Source organism: Streptomyces sp. NPDC030183 (assembly GCF_055573455.1).
Genome location: NZ_JBVIBK010000007.1, coordinates 276652 through 292600 on the forward strand (window position 1 = coordinate 276652; position 15949 = coordinate 292600).

Here is a 15949-nt window from a genome sequence, read left to right on the forward strand (position 1 = left end):
GTGTCAGCCCGTATCAGCGATCCCGAGCAGCTCAAGGAGCTCCTGGGGATCCCGTTCACCCCGGAGCAGACGGCCTGCATCATCGCGCCGCCCGCCCCGCAGGTGATCGTGGCCGGAGCCGGCTCGGGCAAGACCACGGTGATGGCCGCGCGCGTGGTCTGGCTGGTCGGCACCGGTCAGGTCGCCCCCGAACAGGTGCTCGGCCTGACCTTCACCAACAAGGCGGCCGGCGAACTCGCCGAGCGCGTGCGCAAGGCCCTGGTCAAGGCGGGCATCACCGACCCGGACGTGATCGACCCCGACAACCCCCCGGGCGAGCCGGTCATCTCCACGTACCACGCCTTCGCGGGCCGCCTCCTCACCGACCACGGACTGCGCATCGGCCTGGAACCCACCTCCCGGCTCCTCGCCGACGCCACCCGCTACCAGCTCGCCGCGCGGGTGCTCCGCGAGTCCCCGGGACCGTACCCGGCGCTCACCCGCTCCTTCCCCGACCTCGTCAGCGACCTCCTCGCGCTCGACTCCGAACTCGCCGAGCACCTCGTCCGCCCCGAGGAGCTCCGCGCGTACGACGCCGAACTGCTGCGCGACCTGGAGAGCGCCAAGCTCTCCAACGCGGACCTCCGCAAGGTCCCCGAGGCGGCCGCCGCCCGCCGGGAACTCGCGGAGCTGGTCGGCCGCTACCGAGCGGCCAAGCGCGACAGGGACCTCCTCGACTTCGGCGACCAGATCGCCCTGTCCGCCGGTCTCGCCCAACTGCCCGAGGTCGGCCGCCTCCTGCGCGAGGAGTTCCGGGTGGTCCTGCTCGACGAGTACCAGGACACCTCCGTCGCCCAACGCGTCCTGCTCGCGGGCCTGTTCGGCGGCGGCACCGGCCACCCCGTGACCGCCGTCGGCGACCCCTGCCAGGCCATCTACGGCTGGCGCGGCGCCTCCGTCGCCAACCTCGACGACTTCCCCGAGCACTTCGCCCACCCCGACGGCCGCCCCGCGACCCGCCAGGCGCTCAGCGAGAACCGCCGCAGCGGCGGCCGCCTCCTCGACCTCGCCAACGGCCTCGCCGAGCCCCTGCGTGCGATGCACGCGGGCGTGGAGGCCCTCCGGCCCGCCCCCGGGGCCGAGCGCGACGGCATGGTGCGCTGCGCCCTGCTGCCGACCCACGCCGAGGAACTGGACTGGATCGCCGACTCGATCGCCCACCTCGTGCGCACCGGCAAGGAACCGGGCGAGATCGCGGTCCTGTGCCGGACGGCCACCGACTTCGCCGACATCCAGGGCGCGCTCGTCGCCCGCGACATCCCGGTCGAGGTCGTGGGCCTCTCCGGGCTGCTGCACCTGCCCGAGGTGGCCGACCTCGTCGCCGTCTGCGAAGTCCTCCAGGACCCCGGCGCCAACGCCTCCCTGGTCCGCCTGCTCACCGGCCCGCGCTGGCGCATCGGCCCCCGGGACCTCGCCCTCCTGGGGCGCAGGGCCAGGTTGCTCGTGTCGCACGCGCGCGTGGGCGCCGACGACGACCCGGACCGCCGGCTCGCCGCGGCCGTCGAGGGCGTCGACCCGGCCGAGGTGATCTCGCTGGCCGACGCGCTCGACACCTTCCTGGAGCTGCCCCTCGAAGCCGAGGGCGAGGACGACGGGCTGCCCTTCTCGCCGGAGGCGCGCGTGCGGTTCGCCCGCCTCGCCGCCGAACTGCGCGACCTGCGCCGCTCCCTCGCCGACCCGCTCATGGACGTCCTGCACCGGGTGCTCGCCGTCACCGGCCTCGAGGTCGAACTGTCCGCCTCACCGCACGCGCTCGCCGCCCGCCGCCGCGAGACGCTCTCCAACTTCCTCGACATCGCCGCCTCCTTCGCCGCCCACAGCGAGGGCGAGGCCACCCTGCTGGCCTTCCTCGGCTTCCTGCGCACGGCCGCCCAGTACGAGAAGGGCCTCGACAACGCCCTCCCGGGCGGCGAGAACACCGTCAAGGTGCTCACCGCCCACAAGTCCAAGGGACTGGAGTGGGACGTCGTCGCCGTCCCCGGCCTCGTCACCGGGACCTTCCCCAGCACCCAGGGCCGCGAGAAGTGGACCGCCCAGGGCAGGGTCCTGCCGCACGAACTGCGCGGCGACGCCGACACCCTCCCCGACGTGGAGGCATGGGACTCGCGCGGCCTGAAGGCGTTCCAGGAGGCCATGAAGGATTACCAGCACACCGAGGAGCTCCGCCTCGGCTATGTGACGTTCACCCGCCCCCGCTCCCTGCTCCTCGGCTCCGGCCATTGGTGGGGCCCCTCCCAGAAGCGCCCACGCGGCCCGTCCGACTTCCTGAAGGCCCTGTACGAGCACTGCGCCGCGGGGTTCGGCGAGATCGAGGTCTGGGCCGCCGCACCCGAGGAGGGCAGCGAGAACCCCGCCCTGCGCGAGGCGTCCGCCGACCACGCCTGGCCGCTCCCGCTGGACGACACGGCCCTGGCCCGCCGCCGCGCGGCCGCCGAGACCGTACTGGCCCACCTGGAGCGTGCCGCCGCCCCCGAGGACCCCCACCCGGGCGGCCCGGCCGACCCGTACGCCTACGACGACCCGGACTGGCCGCCCCCGCCGGAGGACGATCACCCGGACGACTCCCCCGAGGACCCGCCGGAGGATCTTCCCGAGGACCTTCTTCAGGATCTTCCCGAGGACCTTCTTCAGGATCTTCCCGAGGATCTTCCGGATGAGGACGCCGCCGACTGGGACTCCTGGGCTCCCGAGCGCCCGGCCGAGCCCTCACCCCCCGGCCACGGCGCACGCACACCGTCGGTCCCGCACGCCCGCAGGCACCCCGCCGAGGATGCCCTCACCCCCGAGGAGGCCCGCACCATCGCCTCCTGGGACCGCGATCTCGACGCGCTCACCGGAGAACTCCTGCGCGCCCGCGCCAAGGTCACCGACGTGCCCCTGCCGACGTCGTTGACCGCGTCGCAGCTGGTGCGCCTGGCCGCCGACCCCGACGGATTCGCGCAGGAACTCGCGCGCCCCATGCCGCGCCCCCCGCAACCCGCCGCGCGCCGAGGCACCCGCTTCCACGCCTGGGTGGAGGCCCGCTTCGAGGAACTCCGGCTGCCCATGCTGGAGCCCGAGGACCTGCCCGGCAGCGAGGCCGAGATCGCCGACGAACGGGATCTGGAGGCCCTCAAGGAAGCCTTCGAACGCACCCCCTACGCACACCGCACGCCGTACCGCGTGGAGGCGCCCTTCCAGCTCGGAATAGCCGGCCGCGTCGTACGCGGCCGCATCGACGCCGTCTACCGGGACACCGACACCGACACCGACACCGAGACCGACGGCGACGGCGAGGGGACGACGACGTACGAGATCGTCGACTGGAAGACCAGCCGCGCCCGCACCGCCGACCCCCTCCAGCTCGCGCTGTACCGCCTCGCCTGGGCCGAGCAGCAGGGCGTCCCCCTGGAGTCCGTGGGGGCCGCGTTCCTTTACGTACGGACGGGCGAGGTCGTACGGCCGGAGGACCTGCCCGACCGGGAGGCGCTGGAACGGCTGCTCCTGGAGGAGCCGGGCTCCGAGGTGCCCGCCTGGCCGGAGGAGACCGCGGAGCCGTTCGGCGACGAACCGCCGGACGAGTACGCCGGTGCGGGCCGATAGTCTCGTGAACATGAGCGAGACCCCGGACAGCGCCGTCCGTACGTACATAGAGAACCACCGTGCCGCCTTCCTCGACGACCTCGTGGAATGGCTGCGCATCCCGTCGGTGTCGGCGCAGCCCGAGCACGCGACGGACGTACGCCGCAGCGCCGACTGGCTGGCCGCCAAGTTCCGGGAGACCGGCTTCCCCGTCGCTGAGGTCTGGGACACACCGGGCGCCCCCGCCGTCTTCGCCGAATGGCCCTCCGAGGACCCCGACGCACCCACCGTCCTCGTCTACGGCCACCACGACGTGCAGCCCGCCGCCCGCGAGGACGGCTGGGACAGCGAACCGTTCGAGCCCGTGATCCGGGGCAACCGCCTCCACGCGCGCGGGGCCGCCGACGACAAGGGGCAGGTGTTCTTCCACACACTCGGCGTCCGCGCCCACCTCGCCGCCACCGGCCGCAGCACCCCGGCCGTCCACCTGAAGATGCTCATCGAGGGTGAGGAGGAGTCCGGCTCCCCGCACTTCCGGGCCCTCGTCGAGCAGCACGCCGAGCGGCTCGCCGCCGACGCGGTGGTCGTCTCCGACACCGGAATGTGGTCCGAGGACACCCCGACCGTGTGCACCGGCATGCGCGGCCTCGCCGAGTGCGAGATCCGTCTGTACGGCCCCGGCCAGGACATCCACTCCGGCTCCTTCGGCGGCGCCGTACCCAACCCGGCCACCGAGGTCGCCCGCCTGGTCGCCGCCCTGCACGACGAGCACGCGCGCGTGGCGATCCCCGGCTTCTACGACGGCGTCGTCGAACTCACCGACCGCGAGCGCGAACTCTTCGCCGAACTGCCCTTCGACGAGGAGCGGTGGCTGCGCACGGCCAGGTCGACGGCGACACGGGGAGAGGCCGGACACACCACCCTGGAGCGCATCTGGGCCCGGCCGACCGCCGAGGTCAACGGCATCGGCGGTGGCTACCAGGGCGCCGGCAGCAAGACGATCATCCCCTCCTCGGCGATGGTGAAGCTGTCCTTCCGGCTGGTCGCGGGCCAGGACCCGGACCACATCGCCAAGGCCGTCACCGCGTGGGCCGCCGAACGGATCCCCGCCGGCATCCGCCACGAGATCACCTTCAGCGGGGCCACCCGCCCCTGCCTGACGCCCCTGGACCACCCGGCCCTGCGGTCCCTGGCGCGTGCCATGGGGCGCGCCTTCCAGCAGCCGATCCGCTACACCCGCGAGGGCGGCTCCGGACCCGCCGCCGATCTCCAGGAAGTCCTCGACGCACCCGTGCTCTTCCTGGGCATCTCCGTCCCCTCCGACGGCTGGCACGCCCCCGACGAGAAGGTCGAACTGGACCTGCTGCTCAAGGGCGTCGAGACCAGCGCGTACCTCTGGAGCGAGCTGGCCGCGAGCTCCCGCGAGGCACACTGAAGAAAGCCCCCACGCCGCCCCTCGCACCGCCCCCGCGTCCCGGCGCACCCGCCCGCCGTACGCCCCGCCCGAACCGCCCGCCCGAACCCGACCGTTCCACCGGGGGAGTTGGAAGCACCCGTGACGACCTGGACCGACCACACCGCCGATCGACCCATCGCGCTCACCGCCCCGAGCGGCATCGACCGGGCGGCCCACCACCGCCTCGACGAGGCCTGGCTCGCGGCGGCCTGGAGCCACCCCACCACCCGCTGCTTCGTGGTCTCCGGCGGTCAGGTCCTCATCGACGAGACGCCGGACGGCACCACCGAACTCGTCATGACCCCGTCCTTCGAGGCGCCGCTCACCGAGGCGCACCGCTACTTCCTGGGCACCGACGCCGACGGTGTGAGCTACTTCGCGCTGCAGAAGGACGCGCTGCCCGGACGCATGGACCAGTCCGCCCGCCCGGCCGGTCTGCGGGAGGCCGGCATGCTGCTGTCGCCGCGCGACACCGGTCTCATGGTCCACGCGGTCGGCCTGGAGAACTGGCAGCGCACCCACCGCTTCTGCTCCCGCTGCGGCGAGCGCACGGTCATCGCGGCGGCCGGTCACATCCGGCGCTGCCCGGCCTGCGGCGCCGAGCACTACCCGCGGACCGACCCCGCGGTGATCATGGGCGTCACGGACGACGAGGACCGCCTCCTCCTCGGACGCCAGGTCCACTGGCCCGAGGGCCGCTTCTCCACCCTCGCGGGCTTCGTGGAGCCCGGCGAGTCCATCGAGCAGGCCGTGCGCCGTGAGGTCCAGGAGGAAGTCGGCGTCACCGTCGGCCAGGTCGAGTACATCGCCAGCCAGCCGTGGCCCTTCCCGTCCAGCCTCATGCTCGGCTTCATGGCCCGCGCCACCACCACCGCCATCGACGTGGACGGGGACGAGATCCACGAGGCGCGCTGGTTCTCCCGGGAAGAGCTGCGGGCCGCGTTCGAGTCCGGGGAGGTGCTGGCTCCCTACGGCATCTCGATCGCGGCCCGGCTGATCGAACTCTGGTACGGCAAGCCCCTGCCGACCCGCGGACACACCGGCTGAGGGTGCGAGCGGGCGGGGACACCGGCCGAGGGTACGACCGGGCGGGGCTCGCTGCGCTACGCGCCTATCTTCTGCTTGACCTGCGCCAGCGAAGGGTTGGTGAGGGTCGAACCGTCCGGGAAGAGGACGGTGGGAACGGTCTGGTTCCCGCCGTTCGCCTTCTCGACGAACGCCGCGGACTCCGGGTCCTGCTCGATGTTGATCTCGGTGTACGCGATGCCCTCGCGGTCCATCTGGCTCTTCAGCCGACGGCAGTAGCCGCACCACGTGGTGCTGTACATCGTCACAGTGCCCGCCATGTCCCTGGCGCTCCTTCACGGTGGGAGGGGTTCTCGTAGCAGTGAGTGGAACGTACGCCACGCGCCCGCCATTCCCCGGGGGAGGGTGGCGTCCACCACCACCGCCCGTGTCCGCGCCCCAAGCCCCCATGTCCGCGTGCCAGGCCCCCGCGGCCACGCCCCACGCCGGGCGCGGCGTGGCATCGCGGAGGCGCGCCTGCCGCATTAGTACGACCGCGGGTGCCTGCCTGTGGACAACCGGCTCAGCCGTCTCCGGCGACCTGGCAGCATGGCCCTGTGACAGCAGCAACGCACTCCACCCTCTTCCCGCGGGTCCCCGACTCGGCCGACGCGGTGCTCGAAGGGCTCGACCCCGAGCAGCGCGCGGTGGCCACCGCCCTGCACGGGCCGGTGTGCGTCCTGGCCGGAGCCGGCACGGGCAAGACCCGCGCCATCACCCACCGCATCGCGTACGGCGTGCGGGCGGGGATACTCCAGCCCTCCAGCGTGCTCGCCGTCACCTTCACCGCCCGCGCCGCCGGTGAGATGCGCGGCCGTCTCCGCCAGCTCGGCGCCGCCGGAGTCCAGGCCCGCACCTTCCACTCCGCGGCCCTGCGCCAGCTCCAGTACTTCTGGCCCAAGGCCGTGGGCGGCGGGATGCCCAGGATCATCGACCGCAAGATCCCCCTCGTCGCGGACGCGGCGGCCGCCTGCCGCATCCGTCTCGATCGCAACGAACTCCGGGACGCGGCCGCCGAGATCGAGTGGTCCAAGGTCACCCAGACCGTCCCCGCCGACTACGCCGCCGCAGCCGCCAAGCACGGTCGTGAGACCCCCCGCGACCCGGCCGAGATCGCCCAGATCTACTCCACCTACGAGGACCTCAAGCGCGAGCGCGCCGTCATCGACTTCGAGGACGTCCTCCTGCTCACCGTCGGCATCCTCCAGGACCGGCACGACATCGCCGAGCAGGTCCGCTCCCAGTACCAGCACTTCGTGGTCGACGAGTACCAGGACGTCAGCCCCCTCCAGCAACGCCTCCTGGAACTGTGGCTCGGCGACCGGGACGACCTCTGCGTCGTCGGCGACGCCAGCCAGACGATCTACTCGTTCACCGGCGCAACCCCCGACCACCTGCTCGACTTCCGTCTGCGCCACCCCGGAGCCACCGTCGTCAAGCTCGTCCGCGACTACCGCTCCACACCCCAGGTCGTCCACCTCGCCAACGGCCTCCTCGCCCAGGCCCGCGGCCGTGCCGCCGACCACCGCCTGGAGCTGATCTCGCAGCGCCCCCCGGGCCCCGAACCCCGCTACACCGAGTACGCGGACGAGCCCGCCGAGGCGGAGGGCGCCGCCCGCCGCATCCGTGACCTCGTCCACTCCGGTGTCCCGGCCAGCGAGATCGCCATCCTGTTCCGCACGAACTCCCAGTCCGAGACCTATGAGCAGGCCCTCGCGGACGCGGGCGTGCCCTACCAGTTGCGCGGCGCCGAGCGCTTCTTCGACCGCCCGGAGGTGCGCAAGGCAGGGTCCTCCCTGAGAGCCGCGGCCCGCTTCGGCGGGAACGACAGCCTCTTGGAGGACGCCGTCGACCTCCCCTCCCAGGTGCGGGCCGTACTGTCCGGCGAGGGCTGGACCGGTGAACCACCGGCCGGCTCGGGAGCGGTCCGGGAGCGCTGGGAGTCACTGGCGGCCCTGGTGAACCTGGCGCAGGACTTCGCCGCGGCCAAGCCCGACGCCACCCTCGGCGACCTGGTCGCGGAACTGGACGAACGGGCCAACGCCCAGCACGCCCCGACCGTCCAGGGCGTCACCCTCGCTTCCCTGCACTCAGCGAAGGGCCTGGAGTGGGACGTCGTCTTCCTGGTCGGCGTCGCCGAGGGCATGATGCCGATCACCTACGCCAGAACGGACGAGCAGATCGAGGAGGAGAGACGACTCCTCTATGTCGGCGTCACCCGCGCCCGGCAGCAGCTCTCCGTCTCCTGGGCCCTGTCCCGCTCGCCCGGCAGCCGCCCGAACCGGCGCCCCAGCCGGTTCCTCGACGGACTGCGCCCCGGCTCGACAGCCCCCGGGGGCCGCTCCGGCGCGAGCGCCTCCGGCGGGGTGGAGCAGGGCGCGGCGGACCATCGACCGAGCGCCCCGGCGATCGGGGGCGGCGTACGGGGCGCCCGCCGCACCAGCCGGACCCCGGCCCGCTGCCGGGTCTGCGGCCGCAGTCTGCGCGAGGCCGGCGAGATGAAGCTGATGCGCTGCGAGGACTGCCCCTCCGACATGGACGAGGGCCTGTACGAGCGGCTCCGCGAGTGGCGGGCCGTCCAGGCGCGGCGCAGCGGGCAGCCGGACTTCTGCGTCTTCACCGACCGGACCCTGATGGCGATCGCGGAAGCGGGGCCGAGCACTCCGGTGGAACTGGGTCGCATCCCCGGTGTCATCGCCCGTAAGCTCCAGCGGTACGGCGCCGATGTTCTCGACATCTGCGCAGGTCGGGAGCCCCTGGGCGAGGACGAGAGTGACTGATACGAACTCGTCGAAAAAATAGTTTGCGCATGCCCCAGCAATCCCCATAGGTTCTTAGGCACGGGAACAGCGGCCTTCTCCAAGGCCCTGGTTTCGTGGTGTACTTCATATCCGTCGGATTGGCTCACGCCGGTCCCGTAGACGCCGAGAGGAGGCGAGTCCAGTGATCAGCATCAACACCAGCTTCACCAGGCCGGTCAAAATGACCGATCGCTCGGCCGTCTCCACGTGCATGCTCGGCGTCTCGAACCTGGGCACCGGTCTGTCCGCCCTCCGTGGCGGCCGTCCGGCGTCCTCCGTGTCTCCTGCGGGCCTTCCCGTCCGCGAGCGCAATGAGCGACCGACCAAGGCACTGGAAGCAGCAGTAGCGGCACAGGCGCAGGCCTATGCCTTTGCGGCGGCCGGTGCCGGATTCCGGAAGCAGACGACGCAGCACCACCTGATGTGGGCCTTCCGTGGGCCTGAACCCTGGAGTGATCCAGCCTGATCGACGATCAGGCCGGCGCCTTCAGGGCCGCGGAACCCCATCCGGGATCCGCGGCCCTTCTGTTTGTCCCCGACCGGGGACTGCAGAGCGAAGGGGCCTCGGGACAAGAAAAGAACCCGGTACCAGCCGCCACCCGGCCCACCCGGCCGGAACGACCAGACGAGGAAGACGACCCGTGCAACTCGAAGCGCACGCCCCGTCCGTACCGCCTTCCGAAACGATCCCCCCGCCCCGCCTCACGGAGGACTCCACCTTGACCCCGCTCACTGCGCTCACCGCGCTCGACGACGCCATCGAAAACCTGGGTGTACCCGTCCCCTGCCGCTCCTACGACCCGGAGGTCTTCTTCGCCGAGTCGCCGGCCGACGTCGAGTACGCCAAGTCCCTGTGCCGCACCTGCCCGCTGATGGAGGCATGCCTCGCCGGCGCCAAGGAGCGGCGTGAGCCCTGGGGCGTCTGGGGTGGCGAGCTCTTCGTCCAGGGGGTCGTCGTTGCCCGCAAGCGGCCTCGTGGTCGCCCGCGCAAGAACCCGGTCACGGCATGAACATCACCGGAACGATCGACCGCCCCCTCACGCACGACCCGAAGAAGCAGGCCCCGATGAAGCCGTCCACGAGCGAGCCCACAGGCTCCGCGATCCCAGACTTCACCACCACCGGCGCGAACGCCTCGCGTCAGAACAGGACCCGAGAAATGCATCTCATGCCAGAAGCCATGGCTCGTGCGCATATGCACGAGCGCCTGCACGAGGCCGAGCAGGAGCGCCGGGCCATGCGCCTCGCGGTCGCCCGCCGGATGCAGCGCCGCGCCGAGCGCGCGTCGCTGCGTGCCCGCCGTGCGCTCGCCATGGCGGTCATGCAGTAGCCACCATGCGGCCACCGGCATGAACCGGCTGAACCGGCCCAACCGGCCGCGCCAGGCACATCATCACCACCGCTGACGGTGGTTCCTCGCGGGGGCCGGTCCTCATGGACCGGCCCCCGCGCTGCGTTGCGAGCGCCGTTCCGCCGGGCACGGAGTTATCGTCGCCCGGTGATGAGTCTTTCCGGGGGCAACGACGACAGCGGCTCCGCCGCAGGAACCCAGACCCTCGTGTGCGCCCGCTGCGGGGCCACCACCGAGGCTCCCCAACCCCTGTGGACCTGTTCCGTGGAGAACGGCCGGCGGCACTACTTCTGCGGGACCTGCGCCCGGGAGAACCTCCGCGCGATCGAGGGCCGCCTGGACTCGGCGTGGTGGTGAGCCCTGGCGATCCCTGGTGAGCCCGGGTGAACCGGCGTGGCCCGGCGGGCCACCGGGACGGTGGTGATCGGCCGACGGCGGCTCACGCTCCCGTGGCCGACTCGGGCTCCTCCTCGTCCGCGGTGAAACCGGGCAGCCACTCCTCCAGCTCGTCGCGCATCCGGACCGTCGCGCCCAGCTGGCACAGCACACCGATGGTGCTCAGGGTCACCCGGTGGATGAGCAGATAGGACGGGGGCAGGTTCAGCTGCTTGCCGAGCTGGTGGGCGGGGGAGCGGCGGTCGGCTATACGGGCGGCCTGACTGCGCATCCAGCCTCGGGCGAAGGTGAACTCGTCGGCCCGGGCCGGTTCGATGATCGGAAGCAGATAGTCCAGGACCGCGTCCGGGTCCAGGTCGATCGACTCCTTGACGAAGCCCTCCGCGCACAGCATCTCGTAGACGGCCTCGGCCTCGCCCTCGATGGTCAGACGCAGGGCGTCACCGATCGGGGTGGGCAGGCCGCCCGGCAGCCGGTCCACCGTGCCGAAGTCGAGGACGCCGAGGCGCCAGCCGACCTTCTCGTCCGGCACGAGACGGAAGTTCCCCGGGTGGGGATCGGCGTGCAGAAGACCCGTGCGGGCCGGGCCCGAGAAGAGGAAGCGCGTGAGCAGCTGGCCCGCCCGGTCGCGCTGCTCCTGGGAACCGTCGGTGATCACTTCCGAGAGGGGCGTGCCGTCCATCCACTCGGTCACCAGGACCTGGTCGCACTGGTGGACCACGGCCGGGACCACGACGTCCGGGTCGTCGGCGAACTCCTCCGCGTGCGCCTGCTGGGCCTGCGCCTCCAGACCGTAGTCCAGCTCCTCGGAGACCCGGTCCCGCAGCTCGGCGATGAGGGGTTTGATGTCCATCCCCGGGATCAGCGGGCCCAGAAGGCGGGCGAACCGGCTGAGCTGCCCGAGGTCGGACAGGAGGGCCTCGCCCGCGCCCGGATACTGCACCTTGACCGCGACCGCACGGCCGTCGTGCCACACCGCGCGGTGGACCTGGCCGATCGAGGCCGCCGCGGCCGGCTTGTCCTCGAACTCGAGGAACAGCTCCTGCCAGTCCTCTCCGATCCGCTCCCTCAGCACGGAGTGCACGGTGCGGGTCGGCATCGGCGGAGCCGCGTCCTGGAGCTTAGTGAGCGCGGCGCGGTAAGGGCCCGCGACTTCCTCGGGGAGCGCCGACTCGAAGACGGACAGGGCCTGCCCGAACTTCATGGCGCCGCCCTTCAGCTCACCCAGGACCTTGAACAGCTGCTCCGCGGTGCGCTGTTGGAGCTCACGGCCCACGAGCTCCGCCGACTCGCCGACGATCCGCTTGCCGAGGCCCCAGGTGGCCCGACCCGCGATGCCGAGCGGGAGCGCGGCGAGCTTGGCGGTCCGGGTGACCGCCTTCCGGGGAAGATCAGACATGCGCCCTCCAAGTCCCAGCAGGCCGTGCCGCGTACGCCTTGCGGGACAACCTCGTTGACCGCTGATGCTCCGCCATTGTCTCGCGCCGTTCCCCGTCCTTCGGGGTGTGTTCCCCGTTACCTTTCTCGCTCGATCCATTCTGCGCCGCCCCGCAGGGGCAACCGGGATGCGACCACACCGGGCGCGAGTGCCAGTCGAGCCCTGGTAGAGAGGCTTCCCAGCGGGCGCCCGCGCTCGACGGCGTCCGCCCGTCGAGGAAGGACAGGGCATGCGCCGCGGCCAGTGCCGCGACGGTCGTGGCCAGTGTCACATCGCATGCCTCCACTTGGCGGGGGCGGCCGGAGCGCCACTGCGCGACCAGCCGCGGCCAGCTCTCGTCCCGGTCCGCGCGCCTCTGCTCCAGGCATCCCGCGCAGCCGGTCTCCCCGGGCAGGACCAGAGGCCCCACGACCCCCGTGGCCTCCACGACGCCGACGTGAAGATGGGGTGTCCCGGAGGCGATGAGCGGCTCGGCGGTCGCCGGATTGGGCGCCTGGACGTCGACGGGGTCACGGGGGGCGAGGATCACCAGGGAGAAGCCGGGCTCGTCCCGGAGGCGGTTCTGGGACGTGTCCTCGGCCGGGTCCGGGGTGGTCCGGGGTCCGCCGCGGCGGCGAGGCGGTCGGTCGGGGGCCGCCTGGCGGGCGGCCCGGCGCGCCGCGATGTCCCTGCGCTCGCCGATCGACTCGACCGGCAGACCCCCCGGCGCCACATCCCCTGGCTCGACTCGTCCGACGTCCCGCACGTCGACCTCGCCGACACCCGCCCCCGCCAGCAGGGAGGCGAGCACCGCACCCACCCGGCCCGCGCCCCGTACCTGCACTCTCAGTGAGCGACGGGCCGCCAGGTGCCGCAGGGCGTCGCCCGGGGCGAGGGTGACCAGGGAGAGCGTGGCGGCGTCGGGCCGCAGCCGGTCCAGCACCCCGGGCCTGCCCCGCAGGGCGTCCGCGGCCGGGCCACCGCCCGTGGCGTCGTCCAGCAGGCCGGCAGCGGCGAGCCGGTCCACCAGCCCGTCCACATGGCCGTCGGGCAGGCCCATCGAACGTCCCTCCTCGCGCAGGCGCGGCAGCCCGCGGGTTCCGTCGAGGCGGTCGAGGAAGCTGCCCGTAGTCGTGTCCATCGGCCCCAGGACCATGGCGTGCGCCGGTGCGAGACCGAACTGCACGGTGTTGAGATCCCGCCAACCGCGCCGGAGCGCGGGCTTCACCATCGGATGCATGATCGGCCCCCGTAGCCAGAAGAAGTTCCCCGTGTGCCGACGTGGCCCGTGCCCGGTCCGCCGACGAGTGCCAGCATGCACGGTCCGCGACGAAGCGTGTCGAGAGTTGTCCACAGGCGACGCCATTCGTCGTACAAATCAGGCGCTCGGAGTGCGGATCGATATCGAACCGTCCCGGAGACGGGACTTCCCCCGTGTGCAGCGGGTAACGTCGGGGCGTGCCCGCCGACCCACTGCACCGCGCCGGAAAGCCACACCGCAGCACGACGAGCCAGCCGCCAAGCGGCTCGGGGGCGAGCGCGATCGAGGTCCGCAGGAGCGCGCGACGGCGCAGAACGGTCTCCGCGTACCGAGAGGGCGATCGCACCGTCGTACTGATCCCCGCCCGGATGTCCGAGGCGGAGGAGCAACGCTGGGTGACCGTCATGCTCGACAAGCTGGCCGCGCAGGAGAGCAAGCGGCGCCTGGGCGACACAGAGCTGGCCGAGCGCGCCGCCCGCCTGTCGGACCAGTACTTCGGCGGGCGCGCCCGACCCGCCTCCGTCCGCTGGGTCACCAACCAGAACACCCGCTGGGGCTCGTGCACACCCGCCGAGGGCAGCATCCGGCTGTCGCACCGGCTGCAGGGCATGCCCGAGTACGTGGTCGACTACGTGCTCCTCCACGAACTCGCCCACCTGCTCGTACCCGGACACGGGCCGCGCTTCTGGCGGCTGCTGGACGCCTACCCCCGCACGGAGCGTGCTCGCGGATACCTCGAAGGGGTGGTCGCCGCCGACCGGCTGCCGCACCTCTCCGCCGACGACGACGAGTGACGCCGCCCAGTCCTCCCTCGGGCGCGTGACCTGAACGGCACTGCACGCGCGTGTGGACGTTTCCCGGCAGGGTGGCTCGAAGACGCGCTTTTGTACCGGCTCTGTACCAGCCTCGTACGGTCTCGGACTTTGCGGTTAGCCTGGCGCGACGCACTCGCAGGCGCACTCACTTTCGGGATGGGGGACGGTCGTTACGCATGGCCAGGGAATTCCAACGCGGCCACAAGGCCAAGATCAGTGACCTGACCGCGGGTACGGATCTGTACGTAGGCGTACAGATCTCCGCCCCCGGACTGACCTTCGACATCAGTTGCTTCGGGCTGGACGCCGACGAACGTCTCTCGGACGACCGTTACTTCGTCTTCTTCAACCAGCCGAAGAGCCCCGAGGAAGCCATTCAGCTCCTGGGCGCCCAGTCGGGCGACACGGAATCCTTCCGGGTCACGCTCGACAAGATCCCGCCACAGATTCAGAAGCTGTCGTTCACGGCGACCATCGACGGCAATGGCCAGATGTCGCAGATCTCCCCCGGCTACATTCGCATCGTCGCGGGCGGCGAGGAGGTGGCCCGGTACCCGTTCGACGGTTCGGAGTTCTCCACCGAGCGCGCCGTGATGCTGGGCGACTTCTACTTGAAGGACGTCTGGCGGTTCGCGGCCGTGGGCCAGGGCTTCGACGGCGGCCTGGAGGCGCTGCTGAAGAACTTCGGTGGAGAGGTCGCCGAGGAGGAGCCGGCCGCCCAGCCCCAGCAGCCGCAGACGGGCGCGACCCCTGGCTTCGCCCCGCCCGCGTTCGGCGCCCCCGCCGCGCCGGCCCCTGCCCCAGCCCCCTCCCAGGGGTATGCGCCCCCGGCGCCCTCCCCCTCCGTGCACGCCGCTCCGACCATCGCCGCGCCGCTGCACACGCCCCCCGGCGGCACCGTCCCGCCGCCGGCCGCACCGCCGGGCGGACCCTTCACACCGCCCGGCGCCCCGCCCCAGGGCGGGCCCTTCACCCCTCCGGGCGCACCGCCGCAGGGCGGGCCTTTCACGCCGCCCGGCGCGGCACCGCAGGGCGGCCCGTTCACCCCTCCGGGCGCCCCCGCGGCCTTCCCGGGACAGGGGCAGCCGTTCGGCGGCGGGACGCAGCTCGCGCCCGTGCCCCCGGACGCCGGGCTCCGCGTCGTGCTGACGAAGTACTCCGAGGCACCCGTCGGCGACCGCTGGACCGAACAGAACCCGCAGATGGTGCGGGCCACCCTCACCAAGGGCGCCAACATCCTGGCCAAGCAGGGCAGCATGGTCGCCTACCAGGGCGACATCGACTTCGCCCACAAGGGTTCGGGCCTGCTCGGCAAGTTGACGGGCCAGCTCACCGGACAGGGCATGGCACTGATGCGCTGTTCCGGCGACGGTGAGGTGTTCCTCGCCGACGAGGGCAGCAGGCTCTTCGTCATCCGCCTCCAGAACGAGCAGCTCTACACCAGCGCGCGCGGCGTCCTCGCCTTCGACGAGGCCCTCGACACCGAGATCCGCCGTATCGAGGGCGCCGGCCTGCCCGGCGGCGGCCTGTTCAGCATGCTCTTCTCCGGCACCGGAGCGGTCGTCGTCAAGACGCGGGGCGTCCCCGTCGTCCTGCCCGTCGGCCCGGCCACCTACGTCGACGGCAACGCAGTCATCGCCTGGTCCGCCGGTGCGCAGGCCGTCACCACGACCTCGCTGAGGCTGCGCCGCTCCGGGTACGCCCGGCAGACCCAGGAGGCCATCAACCTCCAGTTCCGCGGTGCCCCCGGCAACTTCGTCGTCGTCCAGCCCTTCGAGGTGTGAGGC

13 protein-coding genes are annotated in these 15949 nt (G+C 72.3%); 10 read left to right on the forward strand and 3 right to left on the reverse strand.

Translation table 11 applies throughout. From position 1 onward, the window contains the following. The 3 genes from ACZ4Z2_RS11170 to nudC all read left to right on the forward strand — a co-directional run bounded on the left by ACZ4Z2_RS11170 (position 1) and on the right by nudC (position 6103). Entirely contained in the window at positions 1-3621 is a 3621-nt protein-coding gene (locus ACZ4Z2_RS11170) for a UvrD-helicase domain-containing protein (RefSeq protein WP_468074611.1), read from the forward strand. 10 nt (positions 3622-3631) lie between these two features. After that, positions 3632-5035 carry a dipeptidase gene (locus ACZ4Z2_RS11175; protein WP_468074613.1) on the forward strand — a complete coding sequence of 468 codons (1404 nt, stop codon included), beginning with the start codon at positions 3632-3634 and terminating at the stop codon, positions 5033-5035. Positions 5036-5155: 120 nt separating this feature from the next. Further along, the gene (gene nudC / locus ACZ4Z2_RS11180) at positions 5156-6103 is read left to right on the forward strand and encodes an NAD(+) diphosphatase (protein WP_468074615.1); all 948 of its coding nucleotides are present in this window, start codon (positions 5156-5158) and stop codon (positions 6101-6103) included. A gap of 56 nt (positions 6104-6159) precedes the next feature. Here nudC and ACZ4Z2_RS11185 read toward each other — a convergent pair whose 3' ends face one another. After that, a complete protein-coding gene (locus tag ACZ4Z2_RS11185) occupies positions 6160-6402 on the reverse strand; it encodes a mycoredoxin (RefSeq protein WP_468074617.1) in 243 nt (80 codons plus the stop codon). Between the two features lie 219 nt (positions 6403-6621). Here ACZ4Z2_RS11185 and ACZ4Z2_RS11190 point away from each other — a divergent pair, with 219 nt between their 5' ends. The 5 genes from ACZ4Z2_RS11190 to ACZ4Z2_RS11210 all read left to right on the forward strand — a co-directional run bounded on the left by ACZ4Z2_RS11190 (position 6622) and on the right by ACZ4Z2_RS11210 (position 10630). Next, complete coding sequence (locus ACZ4Z2_RS11190; protein WP_468074619.1) at positions 6622-8901, forward strand: ATP-dependent DNA helicase UvrD2; 2280 nt, start codon at positions 6622-6624, stop codon at positions 8899-8901. 163 nt (positions 8902-9064) lie between these two features. Further along, on the forward strand, positions 9065-9388 hold the full coding sequence (locus ACZ4Z2_RS11195; protein WP_468074621.1) for a hypothetical protein: 324 nt from the start codon (positions 9065-9067) through the stop codon (positions 9386-9388). Positions 9389-9563: 175 nt separating this feature from the next. Further along, positions 9564-9932 (forward strand): WhiB family transcriptional regulator, encoded by a 369-nt coding sequence (locus tag ACZ4Z2_RS11200; RefSeq protein WP_055538974.1) that lies wholly within the window; start codon positions 9564-9566, stop codon positions 9930-9932. Further along, positions 9929-10252, forward strand: a complete 324-nt coding sequence (locus ACZ4Z2_RS11205; RefSeq protein WP_468074623.1) for a hypothetical protein — start codon at positions 9929-9931, stop codon at positions 10250-10252. Before ACZ4Z2_RS11200 ends, ACZ4Z2_RS11205 begins: the two co-directional genes overlap by 4 nt. 168 nt (positions 10253-10420) lie before the next feature. Beyond that, complete coding sequence (locus ACZ4Z2_RS11210; protein WP_468074625.1) at positions 10421-10630, forward strand: hypothetical protein; 210 nt, start codon at positions 10421-10423, stop codon at positions 10628-10630. 82 nt (positions 10631-10712) lie between these two features. Here the strand turns inward: ACZ4Z2_RS11210 and ACZ4Z2_RS11215 are convergent, their stop codons facing one another. Both ACZ4Z2_RS11215 and ACZ4Z2_RS11220 read right to left on the reverse strand, forming a co-directional pair. Beyond that, positions 10713-12068 (reverse strand): ABC1 kinase family protein, encoded by a 1356-nt coding sequence (locus ACZ4Z2_RS11215; RefSeq protein WP_468074627.1) that lies wholly within the window; start codon positions 12066-12068, stop codon positions 10713-10715. Beyond that, positions 12061-13326, reverse strand: a complete 1266-nt coding sequence (locus ACZ4Z2_RS11220) for a TOMM precursor leader peptide-binding protein (RefSeq protein WP_468074629.1) — start codon at positions 13324-13326, stop codon at positions 12061-12063. Before ACZ4Z2_RS11220 ends, ACZ4Z2_RS11215 begins: the two co-directional genes overlap by 8 nt. A 218-nt stretch (positions 13327-13544) precedes the next feature. Between ACZ4Z2_RS11220 and ACZ4Z2_RS11225 the strand changes: the two genes are divergently transcribed. Together ACZ4Z2_RS11225 and ACZ4Z2_RS11230 are read left to right on the forward strand one after the other, a co-directional pair. Beyond that, positions 13545-14141 carry a M48 metallopeptidase family protein gene (locus ACZ4Z2_RS11225; protein ID WP_468074631.1) on the forward strand — a complete coding sequence of 199 codons (597 nt, stop codon included), beginning with the start codon at positions 13545-13547 and terminating at the stop codon, positions 14139-14141. A gap of 197 nt (positions 14142-14338) precedes the next feature. After that, positions 14339-15946 (forward strand): TerD family protein, encoded by a 1608-nt coding sequence (locus ACZ4Z2_RS11230; RefSeq protein WP_468074633.1) that lies wholly within the window; start codon positions 14339-14341, stop codon positions 15944-15946. Positions 15947-15949 lie beyond the last annotated feature (3 nt).

Coding starts and splice junctions, on each gene's coding strand:
- ACZ4Z2_RS11230 (WP_468074633.1), top strand. CDS start 14,339: ATGGCCAGGGAATTCCAACGCGGCCACAAGGCCAAGATCAGTGACCTG.
- ACZ4Z2_RS11185 (WP_468074617.1), bottom strand. CDS start 6,402: ATGGCGGGCACTGTGACGATGTACAGCACCACGTGGTGCGGCTACTGC.
- ACZ4Z2_RS11205 (WP_468074623.1), top strand. CDS start 9,929: ATGAACATCACCGGAACGATCGACCGCCCCCTCACGCACGACCCGAAG.
- ACZ4Z2_RS11220 (WP_468074629.1), bottom strand. CDS start 13,326: ATGCATCCGATGGTGAAGCCCGCGCTCCGGCGCGGTTGGCGGGATCTC.
- ACZ4Z2_RS11215 (WP_468074627.1), bottom strand. CDS start 12,068: ATGTCTGATCTTCCCCGGAAGGCGGTCACCCGGACCGCCAAGCTCGCC.
- ACZ4Z2_RS11175 (WP_468074613.1), top strand. CDS start 3,632: ATGAGCGAGACCCCGGACAGCGCCGTCCGTACGTACATAGAGAACCAC.